General features: G+C 58.9%; 23 protein-coding genes and 1 other RNA gene. 21 read left to right on the plus strand and 3 right to left on the minus strand.

The genetic code is table 11. The features are described from left to right. Positions 1–54: 54 nt before the first annotated feature. The 8 genes from V9G17_10125 to V9G17_10160 all read left to right on the plus strand — a co-directional run bounded on the left by V9G17_10125 (position 55) and on the right by V9G17_10160 (position 4856). Positions 55–975: a hypothetical protein gene (locus V9G17_10125; GenBank protein ID MEI2752952.1), complete on the plus strand. Its 921-nt coding sequence runs from the start codon at positions 55–57 to the stop codon at positions 973–975. Between the two features lie 127 nt (positions 976–1102). After that, positions 1103–1399 (plus strand): antibiotic biosynthesis monooxygenase, encoded by a 297-nt coding sequence (locus V9G17_10130; protein ID MEI2752953.1) that lies wholly within the window; start codon positions 1103–1105, stop codon positions 1397–1399. Positions 1400–1462: 63 nt separating this feature from the next. After that, positions 1463–1903, plus strand: coding sequence for a periplasmic heavy metal sensor (locus tag V9G17_10135; protein MEI2752954.1), 441 nt, complete (start codon positions 1463–1465; stop codon positions 1901–1903). 106 nt (positions 1904–2009) lie between these two features. Then, positions 2010–2348: a hypothetical protein gene (locus tag V9G17_10140; GenBank protein ID MEI2752955.1), complete on the plus strand. Its 339-nt coding sequence runs from the start codon at positions 2010–2012 to the stop codon at positions 2346–2348. Between the two features lie 154 nt (positions 2349–2502). Further along, positions 2503–2928: an OsmC family protein gene (locus V9G17_10145; protein ID MEI2752956.1), complete on the plus strand. Its 426-nt coding sequence runs from the start codon at positions 2503–2505 to the stop codon at positions 2926–2928. A 5-nt stretch (positions 2929–2933) separates the two neighbouring features. Beyond that, positions 2934–3632, plus strand: coding sequence for an HAD family hydrolase (locus tag V9G17_10150; GenBank protein MEI2752957.1), 699 nt, complete (start codon positions 2934–2936; stop codon positions 3630–3632). Between the two features lie 19 nt (positions 3633–3651). Continuing rightward, on the plus strand, positions 3652–4215 hold the full coding sequence (locus tag V9G17_10155; GenBank protein MEI2752958.1) for a sugar O-acetyltransferase: 564 nt from the start codon (positions 3652–3654) through the stop codon (positions 4213–4215). A 35-nt stretch (positions 4216–4250) separates the two neighbouring features. Further along, positions 4251–4856 (plus strand): nitroreductase family protein, encoded by a 606-nt coding sequence (locus V9G17_10160; protein MEI2752959.1) that lies wholly within the window; start codon positions 4251–4253, stop codon positions 4854–4856. Here the strand turns inward: V9G17_10160 and V9G17_10165 are convergent. Continuing rightward, positions 4846–5550 carry a class I SAM-dependent methyltransferase gene (locus V9G17_10165; GenBank protein ID MEI2752960.1) on the minus strand — a complete coding sequence of 235 codons (705 nt, stop codon included), beginning with the start codon at positions 5548–5550 and terminating at the stop codon, positions 4846–4848. The two genes, V9G17_10160 and V9G17_10165, sit on opposite strands and share 11 nt — an antisense overlap. A 108-nt stretch (positions 5551–5658) precedes the next feature. On the opposite strand from V9G17_10165, the gene V9G17_10170 reads away from it, so the two are divergent. From V9G17_10170 to V9G17_10195, 6 genes are all read left to right on the plus strand, one after another. Next, positions 5659–6390: a glucose 1-dehydrogenase gene (locus V9G17_10170; protein MEI2752961.1), complete on the plus strand. Its 732-nt coding sequence runs from the start codon at positions 5659–5661 to the stop codon at positions 6388–6390. Positions 6391–6483: 93 nt separating this feature from the next. Further along, complete coding sequence (locus tag V9G17_10175) at positions 6484–7434, plus strand: NmrA/HSCARG family protein (protein ID MEI2752962.1); 951 nt, start codon at positions 6484–6486, stop codon at positions 7432–7434. 25 nt (positions 7435–7459) lie between these two features. After that, the gene (locus tag V9G17_10180; GenBank protein ID MEI2752963.1) at positions 7460–7846 is read left to right on the plus strand and encodes a RidA family protein; all 387 of its coding nucleotides are present in this window, start codon (positions 7460–7462) and stop codon (positions 7844–7846) included. Positions 7847–7896: 50 nt separating this feature from the next. Continuing rightward, on the plus strand, positions 7897–8565 hold the full coding sequence (locus V9G17_10185; GenBank protein ID MEI2752964.1) for a DNA-3-methyladenine glycosylase 2 family protein: 669 nt from the start codon (positions 7897–7899) through the stop codon (positions 8563–8565). A 1-nt stretch (position 8566) separates the two neighbouring features. Then, complete coding sequence (locus tag V9G17_10190; protein MEI2752965.1) at positions 8567–9430, plus strand: MBL fold metallo-hydrolase; 864 nt, start codon at positions 8567–8569, stop codon at positions 9428–9430. Further along, positions 9427–10122 carry an ankyrin repeat domain-containing protein gene (locus V9G17_10195; GenBank protein MEI2752966.1) on the plus strand — a complete coding sequence of 232 codons (696 nt, stop codon included), beginning with the start codon at positions 9427–9429 and terminating at the stop codon, positions 10120–10122. The genes V9G17_10190 and V9G17_10195 overlap by 4 nt, the downstream gene beginning before the upstream one ends. A gap of 27 nt (positions 10123–10149) precedes the next feature. Here V9G17_10195 and uraH read toward each other — a convergent pair whose 3' ends face one another. Both uraH and V9G17_10205 read right to left on the minus strand, forming a co-directional pair. Further along, positions 10150–10500 carry a hydroxyisourate hydrolase gene (gene uraH / locus V9G17_10200; GenBank protein MEI2752967.1) on the minus strand — a complete coding sequence of 117 codons (351 nt, stop codon included), beginning with the start codon at positions 10498–10500 and terminating at the stop codon, positions 10150–10152. A gap of 25 nt (positions 10501–10525) precedes the next feature. Beyond that, on the minus strand, positions 10526–11440 hold the full coding sequence (locus V9G17_10205) for a hydrogen peroxide-inducible genes activator (GenBank protein ID MEI2752968.1): 915 nt from the start codon (positions 11438–11440) through the stop codon (positions 10526–10528). A gap of 133 nt (positions 11441–11573) precedes the next feature. Here V9G17_10205 and V9G17_10210 point away from each other — a divergent pair, with 133 nt between their 5' ends. The 7 genes from V9G17_10210 to V9G17_10240 all read left to right on the plus strand — a co-directional run bounded on the left by V9G17_10210 (position 11574) and on the right by V9G17_10240 (position 16539). Beyond that, positions 11574–11807, plus strand: a complete 234-nt coding sequence (locus V9G17_10210; GenBank protein MEI2752969.1) for a hypothetical protein — start codon at positions 11574–11576, stop codon at positions 11805–11807. A gap of 131 nt (positions 11808–11938) precedes the next feature. After that, a complete protein-coding gene (locus V9G17_10215; GenBank protein ID MEI2752970.1) occupies positions 11939–13564 on the plus strand; it encodes a hypothetical protein in 1626 nt (541 codons plus the stop codon). 20 nt (positions 13565–13584) lie between these two features. After that, positions 13585–14535, plus strand: coding sequence for a DedA family protein/thiosulfate sulfurtransferase GlpE (locus tag V9G17_10220; protein ID MEI2752971.1), 951 nt, complete (start codon positions 13585–13587; stop codon positions 14533–14535). Positions 14536–14576: 41 nt separating this feature from the next. Continuing rightward, a complete protein-coding gene (locus tag V9G17_10225; protein MEI2752972.1) occupies positions 14577–14831 on the plus strand; it encodes a hypothetical protein in 255 nt (84 codons plus the stop codon). Positions 14832–14937: 106 nt separating this feature from the next. Continuing rightward, positions 14938–15291: a transfer-messenger RNA gene (gene ssrA / locus V9G17_10230) on the plus strand. Between the two features lie 115 nt (positions 15292–15406). Next, positions 15407–15970, plus strand: a complete 564-nt coding sequence (locus V9G17_10235) for a heme-binding beta-barrel domain-containing protein (GenBank protein MEI2752973.1) — start codon at positions 15407–15409, stop codon at positions 15968–15970. A 158-nt stretch (positions 15971–16128) separates the two neighbouring features. Further along, positions 16129–16539, plus strand: a complete 411-nt coding sequence (locus V9G17_10240) for a hypothetical protein (GenBank protein ID MEI2752974.1) — start codon at positions 16129–16131, stop codon at positions 16537–16539. Positions 16540–16647 lie beyond the last annotated feature (108 nt).

The raw sequence follows: 16647 nt of genomic DNA on the forward strand, positions 1-16647 counted from the left end.
TTCGGTGTGCCAAGTCGGTCTCACAGTTCTCAACTTCACTATGAAAGGAGTCAGATGATGACACGCACAATGGTTATTTTCGGTTCCATGGTTCTCAGCTTGTCGATGGCGGTGCCCTATGGTCAAGCTGCCGAAAGCGGGGGCAAGAGCGCGACGCACATGAAGGTCAGCGGAGTGGTATCGAATGTGGCGTCAGGCATCACCACCGTGAAGACTCCCTGGGGAACGATGAAGATCGCGTCCACGCTCGCACCTAAGGGCCTTGAGGTAGGCCAGGACGTGGAGATGCAGGTCAATGAAAACAATGCCGTGATCGATGTCCATCGGAAGGGAGAGAAGGGGCACGCCCATCGCTTCGTGACCGGCAATCTGGCTTATGCCTCGCCGGATAAGAAAGAAATCAAAGTGTGGACGCCGGAGGGAGAGAAGGCCATTGATGTGCAAACCGGAAAGTCCAAGTTGTCTGCTTTGGAGGAAGGAGCCCCGGTGACGATCGAGTTGAACGAAGCGGGAAAGATGATCGACATCCATCGTTTCACAGTCGAGATGAGCTTCGACGAGCACCCACGCACGAAGCCCGGCTATGTCATTCAGGTGGATGGCACGGTGACCAGTATTAAGTCGGGTCTCGCCCATGTGAAGACGCCGACTGCAGAGTACACGCTCATGTCGAAGTATGCCCCTCCCGATGCGGCGGTCGGCGATCGGGTGTCCCTTTGGATCAATGAGGAGGGCATGGTGATCGACGTCCACGGCAAGGATAAGAAGATGGCCGGAACCCACCGGTTGATTTTCGGAAAGTTGGTCTATACCGGCAAGACTAAGGAGCAGATCAAGCTTCACACTCCGGAAGGTGAGAAGGTGTTTCCGCTGGAGCGGATGGAGGTGAAGACCAAGCCGATCGCTGAAGGATCCAATATTGTAGTGGAGCTGAATGAGCAGGGCTCGGTCATCGATCTCAGAATGGCACAGTAACGTGAGCAGGTGTGGCGGGGGCCCCCGCTCCCGTCATACCGCAGGTGGGTCGCGATCAAATACTGCGTCTCAACAAGTGGCAGGTGAAGGTGGACGTCAAAATCGAACCTATTTAAGGAGGTGCCTTATGTCGGTGACATTGATCAATGTGTTTTCGGTCCCCGCTGCCAAAGAGGCAGAGTTTGTGCAGTGGTGGCAGGACGTCAAGGAGCACATCACGAAGCAAGAGGGGTTCATCAGCGGCAAATTCCACAAGAGCATCAAGGCCGAGAGCAAGTTTAACTACATCAACGTGGCCATCTGGGACAATGAAACCGTGTATTGGAAGGCCTATGAGAAGAGTGTCACACCTATGAAGGCGAAGCTGGGGCAACTGGGGGTGGAAATGACGCCGGCGCTCTATCACGTCGCCTTTGAATACTGAGTGAATATTCATGAGTAGCACTCGCGCATCATGGCATTCACCACGTTCACCAAGGAGGGCAGTATGAAGATGCAGAACACGGTTCGGGTTGCGATCGGGACGCTGGTTCTGGCCGGGGCGCTTGTCGGGGCCGGTTGTCATCGGCATCACACGCCGGCGGAACGAGCCGACTGGATGACGAACAAGATTGCCAAACATTTGGATTTGGACGACCAGCAGAAGGCGAAGCTCATGGTCGTGAGGGATGAAATGGTGGCGGCTCGTGCCGAGTCTCAGCAGGAGCACAAGGTGATCATGGAAGAAGTGATTGCCCAGGTGCAAAGCGATCGGCTGGACCAGGCCAAGCTGGCGCAACTGATGGATCGTCACCAGGCTGAACAGAAACGCCTGATGCAGCGCGTGTTGCCGAAGGTGGCGGACTGGCATGCGACTCTGCGACCGGAACAGAAGGCTGAAGCGGTGGAACATTTGCGCAAGTGGATGGACCGGTACGGAGACCACTAAGAACAGAGAAGTCGGACGCACGATGGCCATTGAATGATGACGTGTGTTGGTGATGAACAGTGAGCGGTCGATGAAGGACCGTCAGAGCCTAACCAAGGAGGGTGCGATGCGATATGTGAAAGGATTCTGCGCCATGTTGTTCGCGGCGGGGCTGATGTTTTCGGCCGGTTCCCTGTTCGCCGAGGTCGATGATGGATCTCACGTCACAATTACCTCACCGAAGGACGGGGCAACGGTGGGAGAGACGTTCGAGCTCACCTACGAACTCACGAAGGGTTCCAAGGCGGCTCATGGGCATGTGTACCTGGACGGCGAACCGCAGAAGAAATTTCCCGGCACATTCAAGGGACTGAGCAAGGGCAAACATGAGATCAAGGTTCAAGCCGCGACTCACGATCATGACCATTTGGCTGCAATTGATGCCATTACGGTCGACGTGCAGTAGCCGCAGATCGGGTGGAGAGGGACCGGCCTCTCCACCAACCGCTTCATGAAGCGCTTGTGATAGGCAGGATCAGCCGCTAGACTCGTTGAGTGGTGCATGGGCCAACGCAAATGGCGCTGCGGCCAGCATCTGTCACTGAAACCAAGGAGGCCACATGAAACGGAATGCATCAGCCAAATGGCAGGGAGATCTCAAAACCGGAAAAGGGACGGTGTCGACGGAGAGTGGGGTCCTGAGCGAGACGCAATATTCGTTCAGTACCCGATTCGAGAATGGAAAAGGGACGAACCCGGAAGAGCTGATCGCGGCGGCCCACGCCGGTTGCTTTACCATGGCGCTCTCGGGCCAATTGGGTGCGGCGAATCTGGTCGCCGAGCACCTGGCGACCACTGCTACCGTCACGATGGAAAAAGTAGAGGCAGGCTGGACCGTTACGGGCGTGCATTTGATCGTGAAGGGGAAGGTTCCCAAGGCGGACCAAGCCGCCTGGGAGAAGGCAACCACGGCTGCCAAGGCCGGCTGCCCCATTTCACGATTGCTCAATACCACGATTACGATGGACGCAACGCTGGAGAACTAGCAGGCATGACCGCTTCGCACGATCTTGATTCCATAGCCTTTCTCTTTGATCTGGACGGCACGCTGGTGGATAGCGTCTACCAGCATGTGCTGGCTTGGCGGGAGGCCACCCAGGCCGCCGGGATTGAGTTGCCGGTCTGGAGAATCCATCGACAAATCGGCATGAGCGGGGGGCTCATGCTGCAGGCGCTCTGGCGGGAAACCGGACGGCCGGTTTCGAAAGAAGAGGCGGAACGTATTCAGCGGGTGCACGCCGAGGTCTATGCCAAACAAGCCCCTTCGCTCCGGGTGTTGCCGGGGGCGCAAGAACTCTTGGACACTCTGACGGCAGCTCGGGTGCCCTACGCCATTGCTACGAGTGGGCGACTGCAGAGTGCGCAGCATGCCCTGAAGCTGCTGCAGCTGCCCTCCGGAACTCCCGTGGTGACTCGCGATCAAGTCAAGCGGGCGAAGCCGGACCCTGATTTATTTCTGGCGGCGGCCGAACAGCTCAACGTGCCGATTGTCAAGTGCATCGTCGTCGGAGACAGCGTCTGGGACCTGCTAGCGGCCCGACGCGCCTCCGCGCTCGGCGTCGGCCTGTTATCAGGAGGCTACGGCCGAGAAGAGTTGGAACGGGCGGGTGCGTATCGTACCTATGATGACCCGGCTGACCTTTTGCACCACCTGGACGAATGTGGGGTTCGACCGGATTCGTTGATATGAGGGGGCGCGTCGTGGAGAGATGACTGAACAAAGCGACAAGCTCAAGATGCTGGCGGGAGAGTTGTATCGTTCGTCGGCGGCAGAACTCATGATGGAGCGTCGTCGCGCGCAGGGGATGCTCGCTCGCTACAATGCCATCTCGGATGGAGAGCCCGCTTTTCTGATCTTGCTGCTTCGTGAGTTCATGGGCTCGGTCGGAGAAGGAACCGTCATCATGCCCGACTTCACCTGCGACTACGGTTACAACATCCGACTTGGCCGGAACGTCTTCATCAATTATCACTGCATCTTTCTTGACTGTGCTTCTATCGAAATCGGGAATGACGTGCAAATCGGCCCCTCCGTGCAGCTGTATACGGCGCAGCATCCGCTCGATGCAGAGGTGCGTCGTTCCGGCCTGGAATCTGCCCTTCCCATTCGGATCGGCAATGATGTCTGGATCGGCGGCGGGTCTGTTGTCTTGCCCGGGGTCACGATTGGAGCGCGCAGCGTTGTTGGTGCGGGAAGTGTGGTCGTGCACAACGTGCCTCCGGATAGTCTCGTCGTCGGCAATCCCGCTCGCATGGTGCGAACGTTGGTGTAGTTGGTGTAAATGACAATCTAGGGAAGGATGGATTCATGGAAAAACCTGCTGATGTGGCCTGCCCCATTCATGCTCTGTTACAGCGGCGATGGAGTCCGCGCGCATTCGATGAGCGGCCGGTCGAACCAGACAAGCTTCGCAGCCTGTTCGAGGCGGTGCGTTGGGCCCCCTCTTCCAGTAATGAGCAGCCCTGGCGGTTTGTCGTCGCCACCAAAGAGGATCAGGTCGCCTATGATCGACTCCTGGCTTGTCTCGTGGAGGGCAACAGGAAGTGGGCCTTTCGTGCGCCGGTGTTGATCCTGTCGGTCGCCTGTATGAATTTTGAGGATGAAGGGAAGCCGAATCGCCATGCCTTCCACGATGTGGGATTAGCGACGGAGAATCTTCTGTTGCAAGCAACCGCGCTCGGACTCGCCGCACACCCCATGGCGGGTTTCGACCTCGAGAAAGCCCGGGCCGATCTCAAGATTCCGTCCGGCTATGAGCCGGTGGCCATGATCGCAGTCGGATACCCGGGCGATCCGGCCGCACTTCCTGAGTATCTGCGCGAGCGGGAAGTCACATCGCGCGAGCGGAAGCCCGCGACCGAGTTCGTGTCCAACGGAAGGTGGAATGGCCCGCCCGATTGGCTCACCCGCTAGGCGTCGCGGCGCATGTGTGCCGGAGGCGTAGCATCTCGTTGCCGCCGCGCTGAAGCTCATACCCCACCCGTTCGATCGAGAGGTGATGGCCCTCTCGACGAAGCTGTTCACAGACCGGCTCCAAGTGCTGTGAGCGTTCCGCGCGGAGCGCGAGCAGGGGGAAGATCCTCACTTCACGCGCCACTCGCAACAGGGCCCGAATCGCATTGAGGTGAAACGCCTGATCGAAGTGATCCGAGTAGAGAAAGAGAAAGTGCGACGACAGTGCGAGGTCGAACCGATCTGATTCGAACGGGAGGTTCGGTAAGGCGCCGCAAACATACCGTCCTGCCTCCCGTTCCCTGCTGAAATCGGCCACAAAGGTATCCATTACCGCGATCCGGTTCCGTCGCAGGTCCTCCGGATCGCGATGATACCTCCAGATCCAATTCTGCGGCGTCGCCCGCACCTGCGCGATGACGTGATCCAGGGTTGAGAAGAATTGCCGTTGGATCTCCGCGCCGCTGAATTGATACAGTGGATCGATTGAACAGACGTTGCCACCGGCCGCCGTGAGCTCGGCGTTGAAGCTGGACGGCCCGGCGGCACAGTCCAGAATGCGGCCCCTGCGATCGGCCTCGCTGAGTGAAAACATCAACTCATATTCGCGCAGCGACCGTCCGAACGGCACGGTTTGGTCAAGACGGAGGCTCATGGGCGCACTGTATCAGAGGCACTCTTCACGAGACCATTAGCCTGCCGCGAGTGATTTGTGGGTGAGGCGACTGCTGGCGAGTGGCAGGACAGGAATGGAGGCGCGGGCATGAGGTTGTTGAAGGGCAAAGTGGCCATTGTGACCGGATCGTCCAGCGGCATCGGTCGCGCCATCGCCGAACGCCTGGCGCAGGATGGCGCGACGGTGGTGGTGAATTACCATGCGCGTGAGGAGAAGGCTCGGGAGGTGGCCGCGGGGATTCAGGCCAGTGGCGGGGCCGCTGCCGTCATCCAGGCGGACATGAGTCGGGTAACGGAAGCGCAACGCCTGGTGCAGGAGACGTTCCACCAGTTCCATCGCCTCGATATTCTCGTCAACAATGCGGGCCGGTTCATTCCGAAGAAGTTAGTGGAGACGACGGAAGCGGAGTTCGATGCCATTGTTGCGCTGAATGCGAAGGGGCCGTATTTTGCGATGCAGGCGGCGGCGAAGGTGCTCAGCGACGGTGGACGTATTGTGAATATTTCGTCGGCGCTCACCCACCTGAAGTTTCCCGGCGCCACGGCGCACCTGGGAAGCAAGGCGGCGCTGGAGCAGTACGGTAAGGGGCTCGCGCAGGAACTGGCGCCACGCGGTATTACCGTCAATACCGTGTTGCCGGGCTTTACGGATACCGGTGTGTTGACGGAGCCGTATCGCAACATGGGCGAACAGCTGTCGCCGTTCAAGCGGCTCGGGCTGCCGTCCGACGTGGCCGATGTGGTGGCGTTTTTGGTGAGTGAGCAGGCGCGCTGGTTGACGGGCCAGACGATACAGGCCGGCGGCGGCATCGTCATGTGACAGAATGTTGAAACAGGTTGCTCACGGCGTTCCGAGGCTAGGCGGGTGAGAAGAGCGACCTGTTTGAACAGTTTGAGGTAGAAGGAGGCATGTATGGCGGAGAAGAAAATCATCGCGGTAGTTGGGGCGACCGGGGCGCAGGGCGGCGGGCTCGTGCGGGCGATCGTGAACGATCCCGGCAGTGGATTTGTTGCGCGTGCCATCACGCGTGATGTGAATTCTGAGAAGGCCAAGGCGTTGGCGAAGCTCGGGGCCGAAGTCGTGGCGGCAAATCTCGACGACGTGGACAGCCTGGCGCGCGCCTTTACCGGAGCCTATGGCCTGTTCTGCCTGACGAATTTCTGGGAACATTTCTCGCCGGAAAAGGAGTATGCCCAGGTAAAGGCGCAGGCGACGGCGGCCAAGCAGGTCGGTGTGCAGCATGTCATCTGGTCGACGCTGGAGGACACGCGCCAGTGGGTGCCGCTCTCGGACAACCGGATGCCCACGCTGATGGGCAAGTATAAGGTCCCGCATTTCGATGCGAAGGGAGAAGCCGATCAAGAGTTCACGAAGCTCGGCGTGCCGACCACGTTTCTCCTCACATCGTTCTATTGGGACAACATGATTTCGTTCGGGATGGGTCCCAAAAAAGGACCGGATGGCACGCTGGGCTTTACGCTTCCCATGGGCGATAAGAAGTTGCCTGGCATCGCCGCAGAGGATATCGGCAAGTGCGCATTGGGGATCTTCAAGAAAGGCCGTGAGTGTATCGGCAAGAGGGTGGCCATTGCCGGCGAACACTTGACCGGAACCGAGATGGCTGCGGCCATGACCAAGGCGTTCGGTCAACCGGTTCGGTACAACAAGGTGAGCCCTGAGCAGTATCGGGGATTCGGGTTTCCCGGTGCCGACGATCTGGGCAATATGTTTCAATTCAATCATGATTTTGCCGAGGCCTTCTGTGGGCCGCGTGATCCGGCGGTGGCGCGCGGTCTGAATCCCGCGTTGCTGACCTTCGATGCCTGGCTGGCGCAGAACAAGACCCGAATTCCCCTGACGTAATGACGATCTGACAAAAGGAGTGAGCATGGCACGGCAGAATGTTTCCACCGGTGGACCCTGGGAAGCCAAGATTGGCTATTCGCGCGCCGTGCGTGTTGGTGCGCATGTGCAGGTATCGGGTTCCACGGCGATGACGCCATCCGGTTTGGTCGGCAAGGACGATCCCTATGCGCAAACCGTTCAGGCTCTGAAGACGATCGAGGCGGCGTTACAGCAAGCCGGGGTTTCGCTGGCCGATGTGGTGCGGACCAGAATCTATATGGCCAACATCGATCAGTGGCAGGAAGTCGGCCGGGCGCACGGAGAAGTGTTCGGCAATATCAGGCCTGCGACGACGATGGTCGAAGTGAAGCGGCTCATCGACCCGGATATGTTGGTTGAGATCGAAGCGGACGCGATTTCACCGCAATAGCAGCCTAGCCGAAGGTGCAGGATGTCCGCCGGCGGCGCACGGAGGGGTGGATGAGCAGGCAATCACCGGAAATGACCCACCTGTGCAGGATCGATCCGGTGATGAAGCGGGTCATCGGCGAAGTCGGGCCCTATGCGTTGCTGCCTCGAGTGAAGCGCTCCCCGTTTGAGTCGCTGGCCCGCGCCATTGCCTATCAGCAACTGCATGACAAGGCGGCGGAGAGTATTCTCAAACGGTTCATCGCGCTGTTCCCTGGTCGGCGGTTTCCTCGTCCGGCCGACCTGCTGGCGGTGGCGCCGGAGATCATTCGCAGCACTGGATTTTCTCGCGCCAAAATTGCCGCGCTGCATGATTTGGCGGCCAAGGCGATGGATGGAACCGTGCCGACCACCGCGGTGATCCAGCGGCTCGATGATGACGCCATTGTTGAACGGTTGATTGCGGTGCGAGGTATCGGCCGATGGACCGTGGAGATGCTGCTGATTTTTCAGCTTGGTCGTCCCGATGTCCTGCCGGTGGATGACTTCGGTGTGCGGAATGGATTCCGGATCGCGTACAAACGACGTGCGATGCCGACCCCGAAAGAATTGATGCGGTATGGGGAACGCTGGAGACCCTATCGCACGGCCGCAGCTTGGTATCTCTGGCGCGCGGCGGATCGTGCGAAGGTGGTGCGCCCGTCTCTACCGGCGGTGACGGCTGCAAGGAAGCGAGCTTGAAATGGCTGACCCACGGAAGCGCCTGGATGCGAATCGAGCCGGGAACTTCTACGTCGATTCCACCTGCATCGATTGTGATGCCTGCCGCCAACTGGCGCCGGCGAGTTTCGCTGAGGTCGGCGACTATTCTGCGGTGACGCATCAACCGATCACCGAACTGGAACAGAGGCAGGCCTATCGCGCCTTACTCGCCTGTCCGACCGGGTCGATCGGGGCCGAGCATACGAACCACACCCTCTTGAGTGCCGCGAAAGCCGACTTCCCGCTCCTGATTGAAGGGAACGTCTATTACTGCGGGTTTAATGCGGAACAGTCGTTCGGGGCGAACAGTTTCTTCGTGCAGCATCCGGACGGCAATTGGCTGATTGATTCGCCGCGGTATCTCAAACCACTGGTCGATGCCTTCGACCGGCTGGGAGGTATCGCCCATATTTTTCTCACCCATGAAGATGATGTGGCGGACGCCGCCAGGTATGCGCGCCGGTTCGGGGCAGAACGGATTATCCACCGTGCGGATGTCCATGCCATGCCCGATGCGGAGGTAATTGTCGAAGAGGCCGCGCCCCGTTTGTACGGGAACGACTTCCGCATCATCCCCGTACCAGGCCATACGGCGGGCAGTCTCTGTCTGCTGTATCGGGACCGGTTCCTCTTCACCGGCGATCACCTCTGGTGGGACCCGGAGATGAGGGAACTCGCCTCGCCACGGCAGTTGGTGTGGAATGCAGCAGCCTTACACCGTTCCATCGAGCAACTGACGGAATATCCGTTCGAATGGGTGTTGGCCGGTCATGGCGGGCGTGTCTCCCTGCCACAATCGGACATGCAGGTCGCGTTGCGCGATCTGGTGGAGCGACGGCGATGAGCTGGAATCAGATGGGTTGGACGTGTGCTCTGTCATGGACCGGGCTGCTCTTCATGGTGAGCGTCAGCCTGGCCTCCGCTGAGCCGACTTATCGGAGCGGTGACCAGGCCTTGATTGGGGCGGCAGAACGCAACGATGTCGAGGTTGTGCGGCGGCTGTTGAAAGAAGGCGCCGGCGTCCGTGCTCGTGATTCGCAGGGACGCACGGCCCTGATGGCTGCAACGTATGGGAACCATGTCGAGGTCGCCACATTGTTGATTCAGGCCGGTTCCGATGTGAATGCGCAGGATGCCATACAAAACAGTCCCCTGTTGTTGGCCGGGGCTAGCGGGTATCTCGACATTCTGCGAATGACGTTGGCCGCCAATCCAGACTTCAGGATCTACAATCGCTACGGAGGCACCGCCTTGATCCCGGCCTGCGAGCGGGGGCACGTGGAAGTGGTGAAAGAACTGTTGAAGACGAAGATCGAGGTGAATCACGTCAACCGGCTGGGCTGGACGGCGTTGCTGGAGGCCATCATTCTCGGTGACGGCGGACCGGCGCATCAAACCATCGTCGGGTTGCTTGTGGCTGCCGGGGCCGATCTGAACCTTGCCGACGGAGATGGAGTGACGCCCCTCCGGCATGCTAGACAGAAGGGCTATCGAGTCATCGCCGACCTTCTCCTGTCGGCGGGGGCACGGGAGTAACCGGCAGGGCGTGCCGCCGATCTTCCCTCAACTCCCTCGATAAGTGCTGTAGCCGAAGGGGCTCAGGAGCAGCGGAATGTGATACGGCTGTGTGACATCGCGCAGGCTGAAGATCACGACGATCTCGGGGTAAAAGGTCGTCATGTTCTGTGATCGAAAATAAGATGAGACCTCAAACGTGAGGCGGTAGATCCCGGCCTGAAGGCGCAGGTTCGCAGGGTACACGTCGTCGGTACGGCCGTCCGTATCCGTCCTGCTCCTGCCCAGCACGGTCCAGATTCCTGCCAACCCCTGGCCTTCCAACGTGACGGGTATGCCCTGCGCCGGCCGGCCTTGCGCAATGTCCAACACATGCGTGCTGATTCGTGACCCGGCCATTCTTCCTCCTGTCATTGTGTGAGGCTTATGATCGTGAGGTGATGGGCATCAGCCCGGGAATTTTCAACGCACCGACCGCATCCTGGATCACCGGAATCACCGACGGCCTCGTGAATCCCTTCCGCCAGGCCAGCGCAATCCTGCGTTCCGGCACCGGCTTCATGAATTCCAGCACCGCCAGTCGTTTGTTGTGGTGTTTGGCCGTGACGGCGCTGCATGGCATGACGGTGATGCCCAGCCCGGAGGCCACCATCTGGCGGATCGTCTCCAGCGAGTTCCCCTGCAAACTTTCCGTGTCCGACCGGCTGAGTTCCGGACACGTGTCCAGCACTTGTTGCCGGAAGCAATGTCCGGCATGCGGGAGCAGTACGCGCTCGTGACTCAAGACGATCGAATCGATTTTTGATCGTTTGGCAAGCCGGTGGTCAGCCGGCACGACGGCCTTAAATGGTTCATCGTAGAGCGTGTGGGTGAGAATGCCCGCTTCTTCGAACGGCAGCGCAATCATGATCACGTCCAATCTGCCACTTTTCAGCATGGCGGTCAGATTGACGGTCAGATTCTCTTCGATTTCGAGCGGCATGCCTGGTGCGCGTTTGTGCAGCTGCGGGATCAGGTCCGGCAAGAGATACGGCCCCACCGTGGCGATCACCCCGAATCGTAGCGCCCCGACGAGCTGATTCTTTCCCCGCGCGGCGAGCAGTTTGATCTGCTCCGCTTCCTCCAGCACACGTTGCGCCTGATGGACGATCTGCTCCCCCAGCGGCGTGAGCTCGACGTGATTTTTTCGTCGCTCGAAGATGGGCACTCCCAGTTCATCCTCCAGCTTTTTGATCGCCAGGCTGAGCGCAGGTTGGGTGACAAACATCCGGTCCGCCGCCCGTCCGAAATGATGTTCGCGCGAGACCGCCACGATGTACTGCAGTTCCGTCAGGGTCACGGCGTCCCTCCTTCATCGATAAGATTAGTTAATCATCTGGTCATAGACTATCAATTGGACTGATTCATCGGCAATCGATATCGTACATGACATGGGGACAGAGCAGGCACGACAGCATTGAAAGGAGGTTCCTATGCGCAGCGTTGAAATGGTCATCATGATCGCGGCAGCATCAGCATTGATACAGGGGTGTGCGACGTCGGCCAAGCCGGTATCCGATCAGGCCCGGGTCGACCGATCCGATGTGATTCAGGAACGTATGCATGAGGGCACGGCGGACCGTGCTCAGGTGGAGATCAGTGACGAGCAGGTGCGCGAATACGTGGAGCGGCAGAAGGAGCCGGGCTCAACGCTTCTGTTCCGGTAAGGCGGAAGGGCCGGGGTCTCAGGCCCCGGCCCTTCCCGCTGGTTCTGCGGCCTGCTTGCAAATGGTGGTCCCGTACGGGTAACAGAGAGGGAGAAGAAGATGAGTTCACTGCCGCCACTGGATACGCATTCGTGATTGCTGCTGCCTCCCGCTGGATCGACCGCAATATTCTGGAACTCGCACGCGACTTCCAGCTTTCTTATCTACCACCGCTCATGGTCTACATGGCCGCCGGGATTTCGGGTCTCACCGGCATTGTCGGCACGTTTTTCGTCAAAGACTATCTGGGTCTGTCGGCGGCCTTTCTGGCGGCGCTGGGGTTCTGGGCGGGCATTCCCTGGGCGCTCAAAATGCCGTTCGGACATCTGGTCGATTTGATGTGGCGATGGAAAAGTCTCCTTGTGTATTTCGGTGCCGGGGTGATTGCGGTGAGTCTGTTGATCATGGTCGGCCTGATCGGCCACCGCGAGGCGATGGTCGCCGTGATGCCGGCCGAGGTGTGGTATGTGCTCAGCGTGTTGTTGTCACCGATCGGTTATGTGATTCAGGACACGGTGGCGGATGCGATGACGGTTGAGGCTGTACCCAGAGTCGATGAACGAGGGGTGCCCATCGATGAAGCCAGGCTGAAACTCATGCACACCACGATGCAGACACTTGGACGCGTCGCCATTATCAGTGGGGGCATCCTGGTTGCCCTCATCAATCTGTACCTGTTCACTGGAGTGGAGAATCTGCCGAAGGAACAGATCGCCGGGATCTATCAGCAGGTCTATCTGATGGCCCTGGTGATTCCGGCCGTCTCGGTGCTGGGTGTGATCGCAGCGTCGTTGCTGCGAGTGCGCGAGAGGCGCCGGTTCCTGCGCCAGGGCATGACAGTTGACCAGGTTGAGGGGCTGATGGACCGCGCCGCTGAATCGACTAAGCCCAATTGGTGGATTCTCGGAGGCAGCCTGGCCTTCGTGCTCTTCACCCTCACGGTCGGAGTCGCAGATTTTGCCTACAGTGAAGAAATCGTGTTCGCCGGGTCGATGGCCATTGTCTCGGTCTTGATGGTGCGCCTCACGAGGGAACTGGCTCCCGACGCAAGGTATGTCCTTGTGGGCACGGCGCTGGTGGTGTTCGTCTTTCGCGCGGTCCCCGGTCCCGGTGAAGGCGCAACCTGGTGGATGATCGACAAGCTCGGATTCGACCAACAGTTTCTGTCGGTGCTCTCGCTCATCGGCAGTGCCCTCACGCTCGCGGGCATGTTTCTGTTTCGCCGGTTTATGGCGGAACGGTCCATCGCCTATGTGGTCGGCTTCCTCACCGTGGCGGCCTTTTTCTTAGGAGTGCCCATCGTCAGTATGTATTACGGACTTCATCAGTGGACTGCCGCGTTGACCGGCGGCCTGGTTGATGCGCGATTCATTGCGTTGGTGAATACCGCGCTGGAATCGCCGCTCGGTCAGATTTCCATGATCCCCATGTTGGCCTGGATCGCGAACTCTGCGCCGGCCAATCTCAAGGCGACCTATTTTGCCGTGATGGCGTCCTTCACGAACCTCGCGCTGTCGCTCGGCCAACTGGGGACGAAATATCTCAACGAGCTGTTTGTCGTCACCCGGGAGGTGCGTGATCCTGCAACCAACGTACTCCAGACGCCCGACGATTATAGTCAGCTGGGAATCTTGTTGATTGTCCAGGCGGTGCTTGGCCTCGCCCTCCCCTTTGCCGCGATTCTGTTTACGCGATACTCGCGGTATCGCAGCGCCTGAGTGGCTGGAAGGAGACCACGATGAACACCTTCCAGTTTCTCACCGATCACGGCGCCTCGGTGCTGTTTTGGGTGATCTTTGTCGAGCAGGTCGGATTTCCGATTCCGGCGATTCCTCTTCTCATCGCGGCAGGTGCGCTCGTCGGGGCCGGGAAAATGAGCCTCGCCACGGCGCTGCTGGTGCCGATTGCCGCTGCGCTCCCGCCGGACCTTGCCTGGTACTACCTTGGTAGGATCAAGGGCGGCAAGGTGCTGGGTTTCCTCTGTCGCTTGTCGCTTGAGCCGGACTCCTGCGTGAGGGATACGGAAAATCTGTTTCAGCGGTACGGGCCACGTGGACTGTTGCTGGCCAAGTTCATCCCCGGTTTCAACACGGTGGCGCCGCCGCTGGCCGGGATTGTCGGCATGGCCGTGACGACATTCGCACTGTACGATATCGCGGGCACGCTGATCTGGGCGGCGGTCAGCGCCGGAGTCGGCGCCTTATTCAGCAATCAACTGGAACAGCTCGCCACATTGCTCGATCAAGCCGGCGGGTTGATGCTCGTGGTGGTGCTCATCGGTCTGGCCGGATTCATCGGGTACAAGATCTATCACCGGCAGAAGTTTTTGCGTTACTTGCGGATGGCGAAGATATCCGTAGAGGAGCTCAAGGCGCGGTTGGATGCCGGTGAGGCGATCAGCGTGGTCGATGTCAGGCATCCGCTCGCCCTTGATCTCGATCCTGAGACGATTCCCGGCGCGATCAACTTCACGATGGAAGAGATTGACTATCGTCATCACGAAATTCCGCGTGACCGAGACATTGTGCTTTATTGCACCTGCCCGAATGAAGTCTCCAGCGCCAGGACGGCGTTTCTCTTGAAAAAGAAAGGCATCCACCGTGTGCGCCCGCTCGAAGGCGGTCTCGACGCCTGGCGAGAACGGCAGTATCCCGTGGAGCGACGGGTGAATACCAATGTGGGTGGCTGACGGCATCCCGCTGTACGGGGTTGTGACGGGCTGCCGGTGGGATGACTCCAGTCGGCGGGGGCGGCTGTAAGGGCACACACCCGGTTCCGGGGCAGGTGCGTGAGGAACAGGTGCTGGTGACACTCCCGCCGGAGTTTTTTGCTGGACAGTTGCCCAAGGGGCAGATCTTTACGCAACAGGATCAGGGATGGACCTGGACCTTCACGCCGGTTCGGCGAGAGTCCGTGCCGGGGTTTCCCGCCTTATCGTTTCTCTCCTGGCATCCCCTTGACCACTGCGGTATGATGAACATCTAGAAGACAGGTCGCTCGTGAAGCGTGAAAGGTATCTCGTAAACCAAAGCATCCAAGGTTTGTCCGGCGCTTCACGAAAGACGAGAGACAAATCACGATCTTCAAGAAAGGGGGCGACCGGTTTCGACGGGGATATTGACGCCATCGTCGCATGTCGAGATCTCGGGAACTCGTAAAATTCCGGGAAAAACGCAACTGCCAACCAAGAACTGGCACTCGCAGCTTAATTATTTAAGCTGAGACGTCGTTCCATCTGAGGCCCGCGGGGGTGGAATGGCGCGATGCAGCGGGCTGGTCCCACGCCGGTGCTCAGCGGCGGGGGGCGAGACAATACTGGGCTAGCGGCGATTCTAAGCCGGCCGATAGGCGTGGGTCGCTGCGAAGCTTAAAGAATCGGCTACACATGTAGACGCGATGAGCCGACGATCTTCGGACAGGGGTTCAACTCCCCTCGCCTCCACCAAATCAAGCCCCTGAGTTGCAAGACTCAGGGGCTTTTTCGTGGTTGCTGGGCGCGACGCGATGCGAGTAGATTTGCCTGGTGCTGGTCAATACAACAGAATGAAAGGAACGATGATATGGGTGACGAGCTGCTGAAGAATCTCGGTCCGTTGGCGGTGTTGGCTGGGGTGTGGGAGGGAGACAAGGGCGCCGATGTGGCGCCTGACGATGACCGAGGGACAGAACACAATGCCTTTCGCGAACGGTTCACGTTTGAGCCGATCGGATCGGTCAAGAATCATGAACAAGAGTTCTACGGCCTGAGATATTTGAGGATAGCATGGCGATTGGGCGAAGAGGCCCCGTTTCACCAGGATACCGGATATTGGCTCTGGGATGCGGCGGCGAAACAGGTGCTGCGATGTTTTGTGGTCCCGCGCGGCATTACGATCTTGGCCGGTGGCACCGTGGAGCCGGACGCCTCGTCGTTTCAGATTGCAGCGGATGCCGGATCGGATACCTACGGTATCTGCTCGAACAAGTTTCTCGATCGGGAATTCAAGACGGTTCACTATGAACTGACCGTGACCCTGCATGGACGCGACAGTTTTAGTTACAAGGAAGACACGCAGCTGAAGATGAAGGGCCGGAGCGACCTGTTTCACCATACCGATGCCAATCAAGTGACCCGCGTCAAATAACGCAGATCGGCTTCCACGCGAAAATACTGAGTCCCGAGCTTGGAAGTGAGCTTGTGGAACATGGTAAAGTAAAGACGGTGGGCTCGGAAGAGTATGAACAGACCTTTTAGATTCCGAGAGCCTGGAAGTACAATCGTTTTTTAGGAAGGAGGATACGGATGAGAGGATCAGTGATTGCATTGACCGGGTTGCTTTTGATGACAGGCTGTGCGGGATTGGCGGAAACGACCAGGACGGCGGTGATTCACGAGGTCAAGTTTGAGGAGCATTTGAATCCCGCTGATTTGACGGTGCGGGTCGGTGACGAAGTACGCTGGGTGAACCACCGCACACTTCCGGTACGGATCGATATTCCCGGCTTGAATAAGGACATGTTGAGCTGTGAGCGCGACTTTTCCAACTTTATAGGCCAGGTTGGGGAAACAGCTGAATTGTCACCGAGCAAGAGCACGAGCCTCTGCTTCAGTAAGGGGATGGTGATTAGTTACAATGCGCGTATGAAATCAGCAGTCCCGGGCGGCATGGTGATTGAGCCGGGGACGATTCGAGTCGTCGGTCCCACCCAGTAACGTTGAGGGCTGGCTGCGCCTTAGATTGTGCCATTGGCAGCTCTTCGCCAATTCTGCTCACCCCGGAGCCGACCAGAGGGGCTCCGGGGGCGAGGTCGGACTCTCCCC

It is taken from the genome of Nitrospira sp. (assembly GCA_037045225.1).
GTDB lineage: Bacteria > Nitrospirota > Nitrospiria > Nitrospirales > Nitrospiraceae > Nitrospira_A.